Raw genomic sequence first — 20,124 nt, 5'->3', positions numbered from 1 at the left:
AAAGGCGAAGGGTATTATAAAGCTGCTTGTTCGCCTGCTGTTGTTTAATCAACAATGCGAAGTGGATACATTCAATGTCAAAGTTAAAAATGAAAACCGTCCGTGGTGCCGCTAAACGCTTTAAAAAAACCGCCAGTGGTGGTTTTAAGCGTAAGCACGCTAACTTACGTCATATTCTGACCAAAAAATCGACTAAACGTAAACGTCATCTACGTCCAAAAGGCCTGATATCTAAAAATGATCTGGGTCTGGTTGTGGCGTGTTTGCCGTATGCATAAATGATTTTAATTCTGAATATAAGACGATAGGAGAGATAAATGGCTCGCGTAAAACGGGGTGTGGTGGCACGTGCACGGCACAAAAAAATATTAAAACAGGCGAAAGGTTATTACGGTGCTCGTTCGCGTGTATATCGTGTGGCTTTTCAAGCAGTCATTAAAGCAGGGCAATACGCTTATCGGGATCGTCGGCAACGGAAGCGCCAGTTTCGTCAGCTATGGATTACTCGGATCAATGCAGAAGCGCGTCAAAATGGCTTGTCTTATAGCCGCTTTATCAACGGCCTTAAAAAGGCATCGATCGAAATTGACCGTAAAATCTTAGCTGATATCGCTGTATTTGACAAAATAGCCTTTACCGCTTTGGCTAAAAAAGCAGCATTGGCGCTGGCGTAGATCCAGAGACGAGATAAATAAAAAAAGAGGGATCTCATCGCCTTCTTTTTTTTCATCAAAGATAACGGATCCTTTGCGAAAGGATAATGGCTTCACAAGCTGCCTGATGAAAAATAGCGCTGAACCTCCCCTGTGGAGGTTTTTTTATGTTTTGGCTGATGTATCATCACTTAGAACCTGTCCGAAATCTCTTGTGTGATATTTTAGACTTTTTGCATAACCTACTGCGAGGTGTGAATGCTGAGGAGCACAGACAGTACAAATAGTACGGCAAGCGCCGACAACACAGAATCAAATGTATATATTGCGGTCGCTGTGCGCCGAGCGCCTTGACTTCACGCCCTTCGCTACGGTTTTGCAAGCAGTCTTTTGTCAAAAAAGGACTCAAAATGCGCATTTACGTCCTTGTTTTTATACCAAAGAAGGCAATTGCGCTTTTTTGCCTATTGCGCAGCTCAAGGAAGATTTCGAATGGGCTCTTATAACAGAGGCTATAGCTTTTAGACAACTGTCAAATGGCCATGCCAGGCCAGAGGGAAAGGAAAAATGCCGCATTTTGCAGAACGGGTTGCTAAGGTTAAGGCATCCATAGAGAATGCCAAAGATATGACCACATTGGATTCAATACGTATTGAATATCTAGGTAAAAAAGGTCACTTTGCCGCTGAAATGAAGCGGTTAGCTGATCTACCAAATGAAGATCGTCCCGCCGCCGGTGCTGTTATTAATCAGGCAAAAGAAGAAATAGGGCAAATGCTTAGCACTCACAGAAAAAAGTTAGAAGCAGTAGCACTCAATGCCCGTCTGGCGGAAGAAAAAATTGATATTTCATTGCCCGGGCGGCGTACAGAGAATGGTGGTTTGCATCCAGTTACTCGCACTACTGATCGTATTGAAACTTTTTTTAGTGAATTGGGCTTCGCCGTTGAAACAGGGCCTGAAATTGAAGATGATTACCATAATTTTGACGCGCTGAATATTCCTGCCCATCATCCGGCACGCGCTGATCATGATACTTTTTGGTTTGATAGTACCCGTTTGTTGCGAACACAGACTTCCGGAGTGCAAATCCGCGCCATGAAAGCCGCGCAGGAAGACCAAAATCGACCGATTTCGATGCGAATTATCGCTCCTGGACGTGTTTATCGTAATGATTATGATCAGACTCATACTCCCATGTTCCATCAAATGGAAGGTTTGGTTGTAGATCGTAATATTAATTTTGCCAATCTGAAGGCGACTATTGATAATTTCTTGAAAAATTTTTTTGAAGGAGATCGGGAAGTTAGATTCCGTCCGTCTTACTTTCCATTTACTGAACCCTCTGCTGAAGTTGATGTAATGGGAACAAATGGTAAGTGGCTTGAGGTACTCGGTTGTGGCATGGTGCATCCCAACGTGTTACGTAATGTGGGAATTGATCCGGAGATCTATTCAGCTTTTGCTTTCGGTATGGGGATAGAACGCCTCACGATGCTACGTTACGGCGTCACTGATTTACGCGCATTTTTTGACAATGATTTGCGTTTCCTCAAACAGTTTAAGTAAGGCGGGATCTTTTTATGAAGTTCAGTGAACTTTGGTTACGTGAATGGGTAAACCCTGATAATACTAGTGGTGAGCCATTATCCAGCGAGCAGTTAGCTGATCAAATTACTATGGCAGGCTTGGAAGTTGAGAGCATTAATAAAGTAGCGGGTGATTTTCATGGTGTAGTTATCGGTCATGTTGTTGAATGTGCTCAACATCCTAATGCTGATAAACTGCGAGTAACAAAAGTTGATATTGGCACTGCTCATTTCTTGGATATTGTCTGCGGCGCACCCAATTGTCGTCAAGGATTGAAAGTGGCGGTGGCAACTGTAGGCGCCGTGTTGCCGATGGGGTATGAGATCAAAACCGCTAAATTACGTGGTGTTCTTTCAGCAGGTATGCTGTGCTCATCCTCTGAATTGGATCTTTGTGAAGAGCAAGAAGGGATTCTCGAATTACCTGTAACAGCCCCAATAGGTATGGATCTTCGTGATTTTTTACAATTAAACGATAATATTATAGAAATTAATGTAACGCCGAATCGTGCTGATTGTTTAAGTATTATTGGTATAGCGCGTGACTTGGCAGCGATTTATCAATTGCCACTTACAGAACCCGATATTATTCCGATAACTGCCACGATCAAAGAAAAGTTGCCAATTACCGTCTTAGCAGCAGCGGCCTGTCCTCGTTATCTTGGGCGAATAGTTAAGGGAATTAATTTGTCTGCTGTCATCCCACAATGGATGAGTAACAAATTGCGTCACTGTGGTATTCGCTCTATTAATCCGGTTGTTGATATTACTAATTATGTGATGTTAGAACTGGGGCAACCTATGCACGCTTTTGATTTAGATCGCATTGATAGTGAAATTACGGTTCGTTTTGCGGTTGAGGGTGAAAAGCTCGTATTATTGGATGGTAGTGAAGCTATCTTAAATACAGAGACATTAGTTATTGCCGATCGACAAAAGGTATTAGCGATGGCGGGTATCTTTGGTGGTGTGTATTCTGGTGTCAGTGAACAAACTAGCAGTGTATTGTTAGAATGTGCTTTCTTTAATCCATTGGCCATTGCTGGGCGGGCTCGTCATTATGGTTTACATACTCAAGCTTCTCATCGCTATGAGCGTGGAGTTGATCCAGCATTGCAATATAAAGCACTGGAAAGGGCAACCCGTTTATTGATTGATATCTGCGGCGGTGAGGTAGGTTCGATTATTGACGTAACGACCGGTGAGGAGCTGCCGAAGCCGGCTATCATTACGCTAAGATACAAAAAATTGTGTCATTTACTGGGTCATGTTATTCCCAGAGAGCTTGTGAATGCTATCTTACATCGTTTAGGTTGCCAAGTGACAGAACAGGAAAATAGTTGTCAAATTGTGGCACCGAGTTGGCGTTTTGATATGCAGATTGAAGAGGATCTGATCGAAGAAATAGCACGTATTGACGGCTATAATAATATTCCAAATAAGCCGATAAATGCTGCTTTGCTCATGACGGCACATAATGAGGGAGATTTGTCACTTAAACGGGTGAAGACGTTGTTGGTTGACCGAGGCTATCAGGAGGCGATTACTTACAGTTTTGTTGATCCTGAAATACAAACTTTATTGCATCCAAAGCAAGAAGCCTTGATTTTGCGAAATCCGATTGCGGCTAATATGTCCGCTATGCGTTTATCACTGTTAACAGGTTTACTCACTACGGTGTTTTATAATCAAAATCGACAGCAGACACGCTTGCGTATGTTTGAAAGTGGTCTACGCTTTATTCCTGATAATTCAGAAGAATTAAATGTTAGACAGGATCTCATGCTGGCTGGCGTCATCACCGGTGATTCTTGCGGAGAGCACTGGGATATTCGCACTCAGGCGGTGGATTTTTTTGATCTAAAGGGGGATCTAGAAGCGATTCTGGAGCTGACTGGCCGATTATCTGATGTACAATTTTGTGCTGAATCTACCCCCCATCCGGCGTTGCATCCGGGGCAAAGTGCAACTATTTATTTATCTGGTGAATCTATTGGTTTTATTGGCGTTATCCATCCAGCTTTAGAAGCTAAATTAGGTTTAAACAGTCGCACTATTGTATTTGAATTACAATGGAATAAGTTAGCAAACTGCGTAATTCCTGGTGCGCGTGAGGTTTCTCGCTTTCCAGCAAACCGTCGTGACATTGCTATAGTCGTGACTGAGAATGTCCTCGCAGCAGATATTTTAGCAGAATGTAGGAAAATTAGCGTAAATCAGATAGTTGGCGTAAACTTATTTGATGTATACAGAGGACAAGGTGTGGCAGAGGGGTATAAAAGCCTTGCGATTAGCCTGATATTGCAAGATACCGTCCGAACACTGGCGGAAGAGGAGATTGCAGCTACCGTTGAAAAATGTGTAGTGGCTTTAGAAAAAAAATTCCAAGCATCCTTGAGGGATTAAATTTATGGCACTGACCAAAGAAGACATTGCTGAATATCTTACGGAAAAACTGGGTATTGATAAACCGATAGCTAAGCAATTGGTCGAAAGTTTTTTTGAGGAAATCCCTTTAGTCTTGAAAGAAGAAAAACAACTGAAAATATCTCGTTTTGGTAATTTTTGTGTACGATATAAGCTGCAACGACCGGGTCGCAACCCAAAAACGGGTGAAGGTATACCCATTAGCGCCCGTTCCGTTGTGACATTCAAACCTGGACAACCGCTGAAAGAGAAGGTGGAGCAGCCTTCATTAAAATAAAGGTCATCTTTCATCAAGTAAGAGTAGGCGACTCCTTCTCTTCTCGTGTCTTAGAGCCTATTCGAAATCTCTTGTGCTCGCTGATACTTCGTCAAAAACGAGCTCAAAATGTTCATTTACGCTATGTAAACTGCACTCTTTCGCTCATTCTTTCTTCGTCTGAGCGTCGCTCAAGAAGATTTGGAACAGGCTCTTAGAAAAATTCGCCGTAAACCCTCGTCTAATGCGGGCGGGGAGCAGTCACAAGATGAATATCTATGCAGTCGTTTGATGTAGTTATTGCTGGTGGTGGAATAGTAGGCATGGCTTTGACCGCCGGTTTATGCCGCAGTGGTTTACGCGTTGCTTTATTGGAACGATGTCCTATTGAAGAGACATTACATGCCCTCCTCGATGATCACTCAGCGTTGAGAGTATCAGCTATTAATGCTGCCAGCGAAAGATTGCTACAACATCTTGATGTTTGGGATAGTATTGTAGCGTTACGCGTCAGTCCTTATCGTGAAATGGAGGTTTGGGATAAGGATAGTTGTGGAAAAATTTCTTTTCATGCTGATGAGTACGGTTTCAATCACCTTGGGCATATCATAGAAAACCGTGTCATTTTGCAGGCATTATGGCAACAGATTAGTCAGTTAGCTAATGTTACTTTGTTGATACCCGCCGTCCCAAAACAAATCGCTTGGGGTGAAAATGAAGCTTTTATTACTTTGAGCGATGAACGGGTACTGAGTACTCGTTTGGTGATTGGTGCTGATGGCGCCAATTCATGGCTTCGTCAGCATGCTGATATTCCGCAAACATTTTGGCACTATGGTCATAGTGCACTAGTAGCAACCATCCGCAGCGAAGTTTCACATCAATCTAAAGCCCGTCAGGTTTTCCATGGTGAAGGTATTTTGGCCTTTTTGCCGTTATCTGATCCTTATCAATGTTCCATTGTGTGGTCATTACCTCCGTTACAGGCCACAGAGCTTGCTCAAATGCCCGCGCAACAATTTAATCGTGAACTTGCGACAACATTTGATATGCGCTTAGGGTTGTGTCAGTTAGAAAGTGAACGCCAAATTTTTCCGCTAATAGCTCGCTATGCTCGTTGTTTTGCCTCTCACCGTTTAGCATTGGTGGGGGATGCCGCGCATACTGTACATCCGTTGGCAGGACAAGGCGTGAATCTGGGGCTGATGGATATTGCAGAACTCATTGATGAACTTAACCGTTTACACCGTCAAGGCAAAGATATCGGTCAGTATCTTTATCTGCGTCGTTATGAACGTCGCCGTAAGCAAAGTGCAGCGTTGATATTTGCTGGTATGCAAGGTTTTCGTGAATTGTTTGCTGCTAATCATCCTGTATCAAAATGGTTACGAGATATGGGATTAATTTTGGCAGATAAACTGCCAGGGATAAAACCCAAGCTATTGCGTCATGCTATGGGGCTCAATGATATACCGAATTGGTTGAACATAGATAAGTAATTTAGTGTTAGAGCCTGTTAGAAATCTCTTTAGACTTTTTGCATAATCTGCTGCGTGGTGTGAATTCGGTGTTGCACGGTGGTCGCAATCCTCATGTACTCGCCTGGTTATAGCCGAATCATTTTAATTTGATTCTGTATTGTCGTCGTTTCCCGTACTATTTGTACTGTCTGCGCTCCTCCGCCTTGAATCAAATTAAAATGATTCGGCTATGGCACTGTTAACAAAGTGAGTATTGAGATAAGCTCCGCTTTTTGTGGGGTTGTTAAGGATGAAAAACAGACATTATCCGATCAAAGCGTCCGATTTTATAAAAGAAATCGAGCCTCATATTCTTAAATATTACAAGCGTCCAGGCAGACCCACGGGTATCAGTCATTATCACTTTTTCTCGGCAGTGTTATACGTATTGAGAACCGGTATCCCTTGGCGTGACGTGCCTACTTTTTATGGCCACTGGCATACGATTTACACACGTTTTAAACGCTGGAGTGAGAATGGGTTATTCTGGCATTTGCTTTATCTATTGCAGAAAAAAAGAAAATCAGCCTTGACTGCGTCTGGATAGACAGCACCACAGTGAGCCTACACCGCCACGGCTCAGGGAGTTTAAAAAAAAAGGAGTTCAGTCGATAGGGCGCGGTCGCAAAGGAATGAGTACTAAAATTCATGTCGGCCTTTCAGGCGATTATCTCAGGAGTGTTTGTTTATTCTTACGGACAACGTACCGATATGAAAGTTTTTCCTATTTTGTGGGCAAAAGGAGACTGGAGACAGATAAACGATGTTATCGCGGATAAAGGCTACGATTTTTATGATGTCAAAAAGCTTATTCGTGATAGCAGAAAATACCCGGTTATCCCTCGCCGCCAAGGCGCGATTTATCCCGGTATCCCGCCAAAAGATAAAGAAAAATATAAAACACGTAATGCCATTGAACGTTTCTTCGGCAAAATAAAAGAACAGAAAAGACTCGCTTTACGCTTTGATAAGCTGGATGTCACCTTCTTTTCTTTCTTCGCCATCGCTTGTCTTAAGGTTTTTAAATTACTTTGTTAACAGTGCCATAACGAAAGCTTGCTGTGCGCCGTGCGCCTTGACTTCACCCCCTTGCTACGGTTTTGCAAGCCGTCTTTTGTCAAAAACGCGCTCAAAATATGCATTTATACCGTTCGCCTTTGAAGCCGCCGCGTTGTTGGCTGCGGGTGCTCGCCTTCATGGTATGTCTACGATCATCGGTCGGTCGCCCTGGCCGCCTAGCGGCAACTTCAAAGACGAACGGTATATATCCTTGTTTTTGCATAAAAAATTTTGTTTTTTTGCTCATGGCTCCTCGTCTTAGCGCCGCTCAACGAAGATTTCGAATAGGCTATTAGCAGGTGGTATCACACCCCTATGACACGCACATAGCCTCCAGGAACCGCAGTAATCCATCCGGCCAGTTCTAGCTCCAGCAGCTTAATAACAAGTTCTGATACCGACTGATCGACACGTTCTGCAATGATATCAACTGGTGTCACATCATATTCTATATGAGCCAATACATCAGCAAAGGGTAATGTCATCTGCTCTTTTGGCAAAGAAGGTTTTTCAGACGGAGGCAGCCATTGGAAGGAACCGCCAAGCTGTTCAATAATATCCTGTGGATCATTAGCTAGATATGCTCCTTGCTGAATCAACCAATGTACCCCCGTGCTGGTTGGACTCCCCAAAGGACCTGGCAATGCAAATACATCACGCCCTTGTTCCAAGGCGTAACGTGCGGTGATAAGAGATCCACTTTTAAGCGACGCTTCAACTACCACCACAGCAGCACTTAATCCACTGATAATCCGATTACGTCGTGGGAAATGTGTGGCCAGCGGTGGCGAGGTGACTAAAAATTCAGAAACCAAAGCACCGCCCTGTTCCACGATACGATGGGCAAGTCCATAATGGTGCCGTGGATAAATATTTTCTAACCCACTGCCAAGCACGGCAATGGTTTTACCTTGAACAGATAATGCTGAGTGATGACAGATTCCATCAATACCAGTGGCTAAACCACTGGTAATAACCAAACCCTGTTCTATTAGTTTTTCTGTAAAATACCTTGCCCAGCGCTCACCATAGTGGCTGAAATTACGACTACCGACCATCGCAATCTGTAATTGAGAGACGACAGAGATATCACCCGTAATGAAAAGTAACAATGGGGCTGAAGATATATGGCTTAATCTCTGTGGATAAGTTGGATATCCGTAAATAAGCATATGATGATCAGGATGCTCTAACCAAGCCAATGTGGCAGCAATATAATGCGCACTGGCGTGGATAAATTGTTGAGATTGCGATTCATCTAACCCCACAGCCGTTAATACATCAGAATGAATATCAGCGTAAGCGATTAAATGTTTAGCAATAGTACAGCTTCTTGCGACTGCTAGCCCTTTAACCATACTCATGCGTAGCCATATTTCTGCTGTCAGCATAGCGATTCCTGGCTGATTACGTTGTATTTTATTTACCGTAACGTCGTTCCTACCTGTACTTCTTTTTTCTTCAATAAACTTTTTCTTTCGGAAGACAATACTGTCAATTGACACCAAAAATGTCTAGAATAAAAATCATAGTGAATTCAATTTTTAGAAACAGATCTCAACTTTATATGTCAATATTAAAAATATTACATTTCCCAGATGTACAGCTCCGCAAAATCGCTAAGCCAGTTGAGAAAATTGATGCGAATATCGAGCGGATCGTAGATGATATGTTCGATACCATGTACGCAGAGGAAGGTATTGGTTTAGCCGCTACACAGGTCGATATCCATAAACAGATAATCGTTATTCATATCCCTGATGACCGTGATCAAAATGAAAGGATAGAAGCTCATTATCGCCCCTTGGTGCTAATCAACCCTGAATTATTGGAAGAAAGTGGTGAAACGGGCATTAAAGAGGGGTGCTTATCCATTCCTGGCGTGCGGGCGTGGGTAAAAAGGTCGGAAAAAGTCAAGATTAGAGCACTTGATCGTGATGGCAACTCTTTTACACTCGAAGCCGATGGTTTGTTGGCAATTTGTATTCAACACGAGATGGATCATTTGAAAGGTAAGCTTTTTATTGATTATTTATCACCGCTTAAATTTCAACTCATCCAGAAAAAAATAGAAAAAAATAGAAAGAAAGCACAACGTGACACACAATAATCAGACTAAATTCCTTGCAAAGATCATAATGCGTTATCGATTTTTTTAATTCAAGAGGTTTTCTGTGCTCGATTTTTTGCGGATTATTTTCGCTGGTACTCCTGATTTTGCAGCGTATCACCTTAATAGGCTGTTATCTTCTCAACATCAAGTCGTTGGTGTGTTAACTCAACCGGATCGGCCTGCTGGTAGAGGAAACAATTTAACTGCCAGCCCAGTAAAAATATTAGCGCAACAGCATGGAATACCGGTCTACCAACCGATATCACTACGCCCTGAAGAAAATCAACATATCGTTATGGATCTTGTGACTAATCAGCAAGCTGACATCATGGTAGTGGTTGCTTATGGTCTTATTTTACCTGCAGCGGTGCTAAATATGCCGCGTTTAGGTTGTATCAATGTTCATGGCTCTTTATTGCCACGTTGGCGTGGTGCCGCCCCGATTCAACGTGCATTATGGGCTGGTGATCAGGAGAGCGGCATAAGTATCATGCAGATGGATGTCGGCTTAGATACTGGAGACATACTCCATAAAAGTGTTTGTACTATACAATCCGATGACACTAGTGCCACTTTATACAACAAACTGTCCATTATTGGCTCCGAAGCATTGTTGGCCACGCTGCAACAATTTGCAGATAATCAAGTTCGAGCTGAAATACAAAATGAACAGCAAATCACTTACGCTGAAAAATTAACTAAAAAAGAAGCGAAACTCAATTGGTCACTTTCAGCTTTACAGTTAGAACGCTGTATTCGTGCATTTAATCCATGGCCAGTCAGTTATTTTATTGTTGATCAACATTTAATAAAGGTTTGGCAAGCACAGGTGTTAACCAGTATCGACAATGTTAAACCTGGCACTATTATCCATGCGGATAAAAAAGGTATTCAAGTAGCTACCGCTGAGGGTGTGCTTAACATCACAAAATTACAGATTGCAGGTAAAAAAGCCATGTCGGCCGCCGATGTGCTAAATGCTCGCCGAGAATGGTTTACCATTGGGCGTAGATTGACGTAGTTATTCTTTCTTTTTTATTTATTAGATTTTTTTTAAAACTGTATCTCGTGGTGCAAAATCAAGGCGCACGGCGCGCAGCCACCTTCGTTGATACAAGTACATGAGGATTGCGAGCACCACGCAACGCAGAAATTCATACCACGCAGTAGGTTATGCAAGAAATCTCAAGTATCAGCGAGCACAAGAGATTTAGAATAGGCTCTAAGAGGTCTATTGAATTTTATCCGGTGTGCCGTAAATTCTCGGCCTTCAGGTCAAGGATATAAGGCCTGGTTTTCCAACTAACCTGTGTTAAAATGCCGCGGCTAACAGCGAAAGCTTCGGCATAGCTGTGACGGCAATCAGTACCGCAGGGCATACGGGACTTTAAGCCTGTAGAGAGTCGGCGCAGTTAGGCCGCTCGAGGAAGCAGGAACCCACTGAAGCGAGTCAGGCTTCGGTCTGAACGCGGTAGGAATCCTCGCCATTTAGTGCGGGGAGGATGTCAACAAACTGTAAGGCTATGAAAACTACTTATAACATTCGTGCTATCGCCGCTAAAGTAATCAACAACGTATTAAATAAAGGGAAGTCACTGAGTGTTGTGCTGCCAGCATTACAACAAAATATTTCTGATAAAGATCGCACTTTATTGCAAGAGTTATGTTTTGGCACTTTACGGGTTTTACCTACACTTGAATTTTGTATTCAGCAGTTAATGGTTCGCCCAATGGCAGGAAAAAAACGCATTTTGCATTATTTACTGATGATAGGTATTTATCAACTTATTCATACTCGTATTCCAGCCCACGCCGCGTTGGCTGAAACCGTTGCTGGAGCGACAACGTTAAAGTGGCCACAATTAAAAGGATTAGTTAATGGTGTCTTACGCCAGTTTCAGCGTCAGCAGATAATGTTGTTGGAACAGGCGACGAATGATAACAGCCACTATCTGCATCCCAGCTGGTTATTGAAGCGTATTAAAAAAGCCTATCCTGAGCAATGGCAACAGATTGTTGTGGCTAATAATGCAAAACCACCCATGTGGCTTAGGGTCAATCGTATACATCATTCTCGTAGTCAATATTTAGCGCTGTTGCAACAAGCCGGAGTTGAGGCGACATCTCACCCCGTTTACGCTGATGCTATTCGTTTAACACTTCCTCGTCCTGTTGGTCAGCTGCCTGGATTTTCTCAGGGCTGGGTTACGGTTCAAGATGCATCTGCACAGGGATGTATCGATCTACTTGATCCGCAAAATGGTGAATATATCTTAGACTTATGTGCTGCGCCAGGAGGAAAAACGACTTATATTCTTGAAGTAGCACCCAAAGCTGAAGTGTTAGCCGTTGATATCGATAAGCAACGCTTGCGTTGTGTTAAAGAAAATTTACAACGTTTGCAGCTACAAGCCAGAATAAAAATCGGAGATGGCCGCACACCTGATATATGGTGTGGTGATCAATTATTTGATCGAATCTTGCTGGATGCCCCTTGTTCCGCCACCGGTGTAATACGTCGACACCCTGATATCAAGTGGTTACGTCGTGACAGTGATATCGCTGAATTGACTAAATTACAAGCTGAAATTATGGATGCTATTTGGCCAAAATTAAAAAGGGGAGGCATCATGGTATATGCTACTTGTTCCATTTTACCCGAAGAAAATCAAAAACAAATTGCGTCATTCTTAGCGCGACAACCGAGTGCGCAATGGATCAAAACGAGCCCAGTAGATACCTTTGGTAAGCAACAGCTGCCTCATCCTGAAGAGGGTGATGGCTTCTTTTTTGCAAAAATGATGAAAAATTAATTTTTCATCAATATACCCAATGAATTTCAGAGTAATCTTAATGCAATGAAAATAATCATTCTTGGATCGGGACAAGTAGGTGAAACGTTAGCGAAAAACTTGGTCGGTGAAAATAATGACATTACTGTTGTCGACATTGATGCCAGTCGCCTACGGCAACTACAAGATAAATTTGATCTACGTGTAGTACAGGGACAGGGCTCTTATCCGCGTGTATTGCGTGAAGCCGGTGCTGAAGACGCGGATATGTTAGTCGCAGTGACTAACTCCGATGAGACGAATATGATCGCTTGTCAAATCGCTTACTTATTATTTAAAACACCCAATCGTATTGCTCGTATTCGTTCACCTGAATATGTCCGTGAAGTAGATAAACTTTTTCAACCGACAGGGATTGTGATTGATCACTTGATTTCACCGGAGCAATTGGTTATTGATTATATTTATAAATTGATTGAATATCCTGGTGCTCTGCAAGTTGTTAATTTTGCTGAAGGAAAAGTAAGTATTGTCGCGGTAAAAGCACAGTATGGTGGTGCGTTAGTGGGTAATGATCTTGCCTCTTTACGTGAACGAGCCCCTCATATTGATACCCGTATTGCCGCTATATTCCGTCAAAATCAACCCATACGACCGCAGGGCTCGACCGTTATTGAAGCGGGTGATGAAGTCTTTTTTATCGTCGCTTCACAACATATTCGAACAGTGATGAGCGAACTGCAACGCCCCGAAAAACCGTACACACGGATTATGATTGTTGGTGGTGGCAATGTTGGGTCAGGTTTAGCGCTAAAACTAGAAAATGATTACAAAGTAAAATTAATTGAAAGTAATCTATCTCGATCTGAAGAATTGGCAGAAATACTTCATAAAACAACAGTGTACTATGGTGATGCCTCGGATCAGGAACTGTTAGCAGAAGAGCATATAGACCAAGTCGACGTTTTTATTACCCTGACTAATAATGATGAGGTTAATATCATGTCTGCTATGCTAGCAAAACATATGGGAGCCAAGAAAGCGATGGTTCTAATTCAGCGTAATGCTTACGTTGATCTGGTGCAAAATAATACCATAGACATTGTAATCTCACCACAACAAGCGACCATCTCCGCATTATTAGGTCATGTACGTAAAGCGGATATTGTCAGCGTTTCTTCTTTACGCCGTGGTATCGCTGAAGCGATCGAAGCCATTGCTCATGGTGATAAAAGTACCTCTAAAGTTATTGGACGTACTGTTGAGAAGATCGAATTACCACCTGGTACAACCATTGGGGCTATTGTGCGGGGTGATGAAGTCATTATTGCGAATAGTCATTTTATTATTCAACAAGGTGATCATGTCATTATGTTTATCACCGATAAAAAATTCATTCCCGCCGTTGAAAAACTATTTCAACCCAGTCCATTTTTTCTATAAGAGCTCTGTTAGAGCCTATTCGAAATCTCTTGTGCTTGCTAATACTTCGTCAAAAACTCGCTCAAAATGCTCATTTACGCTATGTAAACTGCGCTTTTTCGCCCATTTTTTCATTAATTGAGCTTTGCTAAAGAAGATTTCGAATGGGCTCTCAGAAATTTCCTTTGAGCTGCACTCAATTGATGAATATCAGTGGGTTGAACCTAAGATGCCTTGATTTCATATCCGGAACGGTTTTCCCAAAACAGGATTTTTCAATAAGTTTAATACATCACCCTATTTCACTTGATATTATCAGTAAACTTGTATGATAATAATTCTCGAATTGAGAATCATTTTTATTATCATTAATTACTAATAATGGAGAAGTGGCCTTTGCGTGTTTCATCTTTAAGTTTAATCGTCGTTTGTGCACTACCATTATTCACTTATGCTGCAAACGATATTATGAATAACAGCAATAATAGTCGACTGACGGAAGAGCAAAAAAAGCAACACAATAAGAATGAAACAATGACCATAGTAGCGACAGGTAATTCCCGTGACAGCTTTAGCGCCCCTATGATGGTTACTGTTATTAAGGGTGATACAGCTACAAGCCACAGCGCATTTTCTGCTATTGATATGCTACGCGCGATCCCCGGGATCACGCTGTCCGGCAGTGGCCGCACTAATGGTCAAGAAATCAGCATGCGTGGTTATGATAGCAAAGGTGTATTGACATTGGTAGACGGCGTTCGTCAGGGTATTGACACCGTTCATACTAGCAGTATTTTTCTTGATCCTAGCCTGATAAAACAGGCTGAAATTGTGCGCGGCCCTTCAGCATTGCTCTATGGTGGGAGTGCCTTAGGGGGGGTGGTTTCGTATCAAACCGTTGATGCAGCGGATTTACTCCTGCCTGATCAAAACGTGGGTTATCGGGTGTTTGGTCTCGGAGCTACTGGTAATCACAGTCTAGCTATGGGGGGCAGTGTATTCGGTAAAACGGCCAATTTGGACGGTCTGATCACTTTTAGCACCCGTGATATTGGTAATATTAATCAAGGTAAACATTTTTCAGCGCCAAATAACGAGAGTATTAATAACGTAATGACCAAAGGAACTTGGGCTATAGATGATAATCAATCTCTCAACGCTAACTTGCGTTACTACAATAATCGCTCTCGAGAGCCAGAGAACCCACAACAATCTGAAATCACTGCAAAAAATAAAATGACCAAGCGTTCAACCTTGCAGCGCGATGCACAATTAAGTTATCGATTAAATCCACAAGATTTAGCCTGGTTGGATACCACTACGGCATTGTATTACTCTGATCTTAATATTCATGATCTTGTCCTGAAAGAAGGCGAAAAAGGTTATGAACAAATCACCCGTGGCGTTAAGTTAGAAAACCGTAGCCGATTTTTCACTCACAGCCCAGCATCACATTTATTGACCTATGGCACGGAAGCGTATCAGCAGAAACAAAATCCTAGTGGTCTGGCGGAAAGCTTTCCAGCGGCAAAAATTAATGTCAATTCGGTTTGGGCACAAGACGAGATGACCCTGCGTGATCTACCTGTCTCTCTTTTGTTAGGGACTCGTTTTGACCGCTATCATGCCGAAAATAAAAAAAATCCAGATGTATCGGCGGATAAATGGTCATCCCGGGGAGCGATCACCGTCACACCTACCGACTGGTTGATGATGTTTGGCTCTTATGCACAGGCTTTCCGCGCGCCAAAAATGGGTGAGATATACAATGATTCAAAACATTACCCTCTCATTGAAGAAGATCCTATTACACATAGACGTAAAGTAGTAGGTTGGAATACTTGGCAACCGAATCCTCATTTAAAACCGGAAACCAACGCCACTCAAGAATATGGTTTCGGCTTGCAATTCGACAATGTATTGGCTAACAACGATGCATGGCAATTTAAAGCCAGTTACTTTGATACACAAGCGAAGGACTACATTTACGTTGATGTCCAGCATTACTACACAAAAGCCAAAAATATTAGACAGGCCAAAATCTGGGGTTGGGATGTCATGATGAATTACCAAACAGATTGGTTCAGCTGGGATCTCGCTTACAACCGTACTCGAGGTAAAAATCAAGAGAGCGGAAATTATATTGCTAGTATTAATCCGGATACTCTCACGAGTAGACTTGATCTCCCTATAGCGAGGACAGGATTTTCTACCGGTTGGGTACTCACTGCAGCAAAAGATAACCACTTCATGGTTACTCCTCCAAGAATCAGACCCGAGATAAAACCACAGGCGGGCTATGGCGTGAACGATTTTTATCTCAGCTATAAAGGCCAAGGCCATTTTCAAGGAATGACGGCAACCGCGGTGTTAGCTAATGCTTTCGATAAACAATACGCTTCACCACAGGGTATTCCACAAGATGGGCGCAGTGCGAAACTATTTATCAGTTATCAATGGTAATTAAAAAGGACATCATCATGAAATCCTCGCTATACCTGCAATATCTTAAAGAAAAACAGCAATATCCAGGCATGTCGACCGCCAATATCGCCAAAATGCTCAATGTCAGTGAAGCCGCCCTCGCGCATGCGCGGGTAGGACATGATGCACAACGGCTACAAGTCAATGCGCTAACGTTATTAACTAAGTTAGAAAATATCGGTCTTGTCAAATCGACGACGGCTAATCGATATGCCATCCAGCAGATGATAGGTCGTTATAAAAACCAGAAATATACTCCTCACGGAGGGATTATACTCAACCCACGCGATTTGGATCTCCGTCTGTTTTTAGACAAGTGGGACAGTATATTTGTCATGCGAGAAAAAGATGAAAGACAAGGTGAACAGCAAAGTATCCATTTTTATGATGTAGAGGGTAATGCGGTACATAGCGTTTCTCTTACTGATGAAAGCCAGCATTCCCATTGGCAAAAGTTAATAGAAGAATACACTAGCCCTGATAATCCTGAACTGTTGCTGCAATCGTTATCTCCCTCTCAGAAAAACAGCATTGATATCAACAATGCCGCCCAGATTGAAGATGAATGGCGTAAGATGACAGATATTCACCAATTCTTCCGATTACTAGAACGGCATAATGTGACTCGTCAGCAGTTATTCCGTGTGGTTGCTGACGATCTGGCCTATCAAGTTGAGCGGGGAGCCTTACTGCAAATTCTTAATGCTGCTCATCAACAGCAGAATGAGATTATGATTTTCGTTAGTAACGGCGCTTGTATACAAATTTTTACCGGATTGATTGAACAAAATGTAACACAGCAAAAAACAATAGGAGAAGGTTGGATCAGCGTCAATAATCAGCGTTTTACTCTGCAGTTGCATGAAAGTGCGATCGCCGAAAGCTGGATCACGCGCAAACCAACCAAAGATGGTTTTGTCACCAGTTTGGAATTATTTGCCGCAGATGGCACCCAAATTGCTCAATTATTTGGGCAGCGCCATGAAGGGCAGCCCGAGCAGAGTCAATGGCGTGAACAATTGTCAGCCCTGCCTGTTAAAAAGGATGTCGCTGCATGAAAATTTGGCTACTGCCGTTGCTCTTGGCATTGCCATTGTTCAATGCTGTTGCAGAGCGTATCGTCACTATTGGCGGTGACGTTTCCGAAATTACCTACGCCTTAGGCGTAGGTTCAAAAATAGTGGCGCGTGACAGCACCAGCTTAACGCCATCAGCAATAAAATCATTGCCGAATATAGGCTATATGCGTCAAATCAATGCAGAAGGTATTCTCGCGATGAAACCGACGTTAGTGCTAAGCAGTGCACTTGCTGGGTCTCCATTGGCGTTGAAACAAATTGTCGACAGCGGTGTTAAAGTGGTCTCTATTCCTAGTGATACCACCTTGAATGCCGTATCTGAAAAAATTAGCCTTATCTCTACTGCCGTCAATCAGATTGATCAAGGGAAACAGCTGGCGCAAAAGTATCAACAAGAAATAGCAGAGATTGATAATAGCCCTATCGCTGTACGGATGTTGTTTATTATGAGTTATGGCGGCAGCGCGCCCTTGGCGGCAGGGCAAAATACCGCAGCGGATGCCATGATATGCGCGACAGGTGCTCAAAATGCCATGCAAGGATTTGAGCGTTATCGGCCGCTCTCTCAAGAAGGGTTGATTGCGAGTGCACCAGACTTGATTCTGGTCACCACGGATGGGCTAGAATCTCTTGGGGGCGTGGATAAAATCTGGCAACTTCCTGGAATAGCACTAACTCCCGCGGGTAAACATCGACGAATAGTGACATTCGACGATATGGCTTTACTTGGCTTTGGTCTACAAACGCCGGCGGTTATTAAACAATTAAGACAGGCGGGGGAACTGAGTCTATGAGAGCAGCTATGCCGCCTCGGTATACCTTGGGCGGTTTATTTGTATTGTTGATTTTACTTATCATCGGATCAAGCAATTTGGGTGCACTGCCGCTTTCTTTTCGTACGCTATGGCACAGTTCATTCGATGACATCGCTTGGCAAATTTGGCTCAATATTCGGTTGCCCCGTGTGCTATTAGCGATTTTAATTGGTTTTGCGTTAGCAACCTCTGGTGCGGTTATGCAGGGACTATTCCGTAATCCTTTGGCTGATCCTGGTTTATTAGGCATTAGCAGTGGAGCCGCATTATTCGTCGCGCTGGTTATCGTCATGCCATTTACTTTTTCTATCATTTTTTACAGCCATGTTATCGCCGCTTTTATTGGTGGTTTACTGATTTCTTTGCTTATTTTATCTTTCAGCCGCACGGGGCAGGGCAGGTTATCAAGTTTATTATTGATCGGTATCGCCATCAATGCGCTCTGTGGTGCTGCTGTTGGTATTTTGAGTTATTTTAGTAATGATCAGCAACTGCGCCAATTTTCTTTATGGATGATGGGCAGCCTGAGTCAGGTTCAGTGGCCTATGTTAGGACTCGCCGCCGCATTTATTATTCCAACCATGGTAATCACACTATTACAAGCGCATAAACTCAATTTATTGCAACTTGGTGATGAAGAAGCTCATTATCTTGGTATTAATATCCAGCAAACGAAAAGCCGATTTCTCTTACTCAGCACCTTATTGGTCAGTACTGCTGTCGCGTTGAGTGGTATTATTGGTTTTATTGGCTTAGTTATTCCACATTTGATCCGAATGCATTTAGGTGCCGATCACCGTTGGTTATTGCCTGGTGCCGCTTTAGGCGGTGCTTGCTTACTCCTCAGTGCCGATACTTTAGCGCGAACTTTAGTCGCACCGTCAGAAATGCCAGTTGGATTGATTACCAGTTTGATAGGCGGCCCCTATTTTTTATGGCTAATATTACGCCAACAGGAACCGCTTAGTGGATAATTCTTTGACCCCAAACTTATTAGAGAATAGGTTTTTGGATAATCCGGCGTTAATCCAAGCACAACATCTTTACTATCATGTTGGCAAATGTAATCTAATTAAAAATGTCTCTCTGCATATCAATAGCGGTGAAATAGTTGCCATTATTGGACCAAATGGCGCAGGGAAATCTACCTTGCTGCGTTTATTGAGTGGTTATTTATCTGCTGATAGTGGAACTTGTTACCTTTTTGATAAACCTTCGCATCATTGGTTCCTCCCTCTATTAGCTAAAGTGCGCGCTCTAATGCCTCAGTCTAGCGCGCTAGAATTCCCATTTACTGTTGAACAGGTGGTGGCTATGGGGCGAGCGCCCCATGGTGCACAAACAAAGATCGAGCAGCAAAAAATAATACAACAGGTGATGGAGCAAACCGATTGTAAAACGCTGGCCAGTCGTGACTATCGAAAATTGTCGGTTGGAGAGCAACAACGAGTACAGCTAGCAAGAGCATTAGCTCAACTTTGGCATCCTCGTCCCACCCCCTGTTGTTTATTTCTTGATGAACCCACTTCTGCACTGGATTTGCATCATCAACAGCATACGTTACGTTTGTTACGACGACTTACCCAGCAACAATCTTTAGCCGTTTGCTGCATTTTGCATGATCTCAATTTAGCGGCGCTTTATGCCAATCGAATTATGCTGCTCCACAGGGGAGAGCTTGTCGCCTCTGGTTTACCCCACGAAGTATTGCGTAGCGACGTACTAACTCATTGGTATCAAACTGATTTAGGCATTTATCAGCATCCAGAAAACCAGTTACCGCAAGTATTTTTACGTCGATAAAATTAACGGTCTATACCCTTCGCCTTTGAAGTCGCCGCGTTGTTGGCTGCGGGTGCTCGCCGGATCGCGTAGTATGGCACTGTTAACAAAGTGAGTATTGAGATAAGCTCCG

At 42.9% G+C, this 20,124-nt stretch carries 19 protein-coding genes; 17 read left to right on the top strand and 2 right to left on the bottom strand.

The window, feature by feature from the left end; translation table 11 throughout:
- Positions 1–74: 74 nt before the first annotated feature.
- The 8 genes from rpmI to AACL30_RS12905 all read left to right on the top strand — a co-directional run bounded on the left by rpmI (position 75) and on the right by AACL30_RS12905 (position 7,483).
- The gene (gene rpmI / locus AACL30_RS12940) at positions 75–278 is read left to right on the top strand and encodes a 50S ribosomal protein L35 (RefSeq protein ID WP_006705486.1); all 204 of its coding nucleotides are present in this window, start codon (positions 75–77) and stop codon (positions 276–278) included.
- Between the two features lie 39 nt (positions 279–317).
- Positions 318–674, top strand: coding sequence for a 50S ribosomal protein L20 (gene rplT, locus AACL30_RS12935; protein ID WP_006705487.1), 357 nt, complete (start codon positions 318–320; stop codon positions 672–674).
- A 546-nt stretch (positions 675–1,220) separates the two neighbouring features.
- Complete coding sequence (pheS, locus tag AACL30_RS12930) at positions 1,221–2,222, top strand: phenylalanine--tRNA ligase subunit alpha (RefSeq protein WP_339056869.1); 1,002 nt, start codon at positions 1,221–1,223, stop codon at positions 2,220–2,222.
- A gap of 14 nt (positions 2,223–2,236) precedes the next feature.
- A complete protein-coding gene (pheT, locus tag AACL30_RS12925; protein ID WP_339056868.1) occupies positions 2,237–4,648 on the top strand; it encodes a phenylalanine--tRNA ligase subunit beta in 2,412 nt (803 codons plus the stop codon).
- Positions 4,649–4,652: 4 nt separating this feature from the next.
- Positions 4,653–4,946: an integration host factor subunit alpha gene (locus AACL30_RS12920; RefSeq protein ID WP_339056867.1), complete on the top strand. Its 294-nt coding sequence runs from the start codon at positions 4,653–4,655 to the stop codon at positions 4,944–4,946.
- A gap of 257 nt (positions 4,947–5,203) precedes the next feature.
- Positions 5,204–6,424: an FAD-dependent 2-octaprenylphenol hydroxylase gene (ubiI, locus tag AACL30_RS12915; protein WP_339056866.1), complete on the top strand. Its 1,221-nt coding sequence runs from the start codon at positions 5,204–5,206 to the stop codon at positions 6,422–6,424.
- Positions 6,425–6,695: 271 nt separating this feature from the next.
- Positions 6,696–6,992 (top strand): transposase, encoded by a 297-nt coding sequence (locus AACL30_RS12910; RefSeq protein ID WP_339056865.1) that lies wholly within the window; start codon positions 6,696–6,698, stop codon positions 6,990–6,992.
- Between the two features lie 101 nt (positions 6,993–7,093).
- Positions 7,094–7,483 carry a transposase gene (locus AACL30_RS12905; RefSeq protein ID WP_339056864.1) on the top strand — a complete coding sequence of 130 codons (390 nt, stop codon included), beginning with the start codon at positions 7,094–7,096 and terminating at the stop codon, positions 7,481–7,483.
- 91 nt (positions 7,484–7,574) lie between these two features.
- Here AACL30_RS12905 and AACL30_RS12900 read toward each other — a convergent pair whose 3' ends face one another.
- Both AACL30_RS12900 and dprA read right to left on the bottom strand, forming a co-directional pair.
- Positions 7,575–7,751, bottom strand: a complete 177-nt coding sequence (locus AACL30_RS12900; RefSeq protein WP_339056863.1) for a hypothetical protein — start codon at positions 7,749–7,751, stop codon at positions 7,575–7,577.
- Between the two features lie 58 nt (positions 7,752–7,809).
- Positions 7,810–8,895, bottom strand: a complete 1,086-nt coding sequence (gene dprA, locus AACL30_RS12895) for a DNA-protecting protein DprA (RefSeq protein ID WP_339058476.1) — start codon at positions 8,893–8,895, stop codon at positions 7,810–7,812.
- 176 nt (positions 8,896–9,071) lie between these two features.
- On the opposite strand from dprA, the gene def reads away from it, so the two are divergent.
- From def to AACL30_RS12850, 9 genes are all read left to right on the top strand, one after another.
- On the top strand, positions 9,072–9,614 hold the full coding sequence (gene def / locus AACL30_RS12890; protein ID WP_339058475.1) for a peptide deformylase: 543 nt from the start codon (positions 9,072–9,074) through the stop codon (positions 9,612–9,614).
- A gap of 64 nt (positions 9,615–9,678) precedes the next feature.
- On the top strand, positions 9,679–10,638 hold the full coding sequence (gene fmt, locus AACL30_RS12885; RefSeq protein ID WP_339056862.1) for a methionyl-tRNA formyltransferase: 960 nt from the start codon (positions 9,679–9,681) through the stop codon (positions 10,636–10,638).
- Positions 10,639–11,140: 502 nt separating this feature from the next.
- On the top strand, positions 11,141–12,430 hold the full coding sequence (gene rsmB, locus AACL30_RS12880) for a 16S rRNA (cytosine(967)-C(5))-methyltransferase RsmB (RefSeq protein ID WP_339056861.1): 1,290 nt from the start codon (positions 11,141–11,143) through the stop codon (positions 12,428–12,430).
- Between the two features lie 45 nt (positions 12,431–12,475).
- Positions 12,476–13,852 carry a Trk system potassium transporter TrkA gene (gene trkA, locus AACL30_RS12875; protein WP_339056860.1) on the top strand — a complete coding sequence of 459 codons (1,377 nt, stop codon included), beginning with the start codon at positions 12,476–12,478 and terminating at the stop codon, positions 13,850–13,852.
- Between the two features lie 360 nt (positions 13,853–14,212).
- Positions 14,213–16,294: a TonB-dependent hemoglobin/transferrin/lactoferrin family receptor gene (locus AACL30_RS12870; RefSeq protein WP_339056859.1), complete on the top strand. Its 2,082-nt coding sequence runs from the start codon at positions 14,213–14,215 to the stop codon at positions 16,292–16,294.
- A 17-nt stretch (positions 16,295–16,311) separates the two neighbouring features.
- Entirely contained in the window at positions 16,312–17,373 is a 1,062-nt protein-coding gene (locus AACL30_RS12865; protein WP_339058474.1) for a hemin-degrading factor, read from the top strand.
- A complete protein-coding gene (locus tag AACL30_RS12860; RefSeq protein ID WP_339056858.1) occupies positions 17,370–18,188 on the top strand; it encodes a heme/hemin ABC transporter substrate-binding protein in 819 nt (272 codons plus the stop codon). Before AACL30_RS12865 ends, AACL30_RS12860 begins: the two co-directional genes overlap by 4 nt.
- Positions 18,185–19,183: an iron ABC transporter permease gene (locus tag AACL30_RS12855; protein WP_339056857.1), complete on the top strand. Its 999-nt coding sequence runs from the start codon at positions 18,185–18,187 to the stop codon at positions 19,181–19,183. The genes AACL30_RS12860 and AACL30_RS12855 overlap by 4 nt, the downstream gene beginning before the upstream one ends.
- Entirely contained in the window at positions 19,176–20,012 is an 837-nt protein-coding gene (locus AACL30_RS12850) for a heme ABC transporter ATP-binding protein (RefSeq protein WP_422389550.1), read from the top strand. Before AACL30_RS12855 ends, AACL30_RS12850 begins: the two co-directional genes overlap by 8 nt.
- The last annotated feature ends 112 nt before the right edge of the window (positions 20,013–20,124 follow it).

This window comes from Candidatus Regiella endosymbiont of Tuberolachnus salignus (assembly GCF_964020115.1).
Classification (GTDB): domain Bacteria; phylum Pseudomonadota; class Gammaproteobacteria; order Enterobacterales; family Enterobacteriaceae; genus Regiella; species Regiella insecticola.
This window is presented reverse-complemented; position numbering and strand designations above follow the sequence as displayed.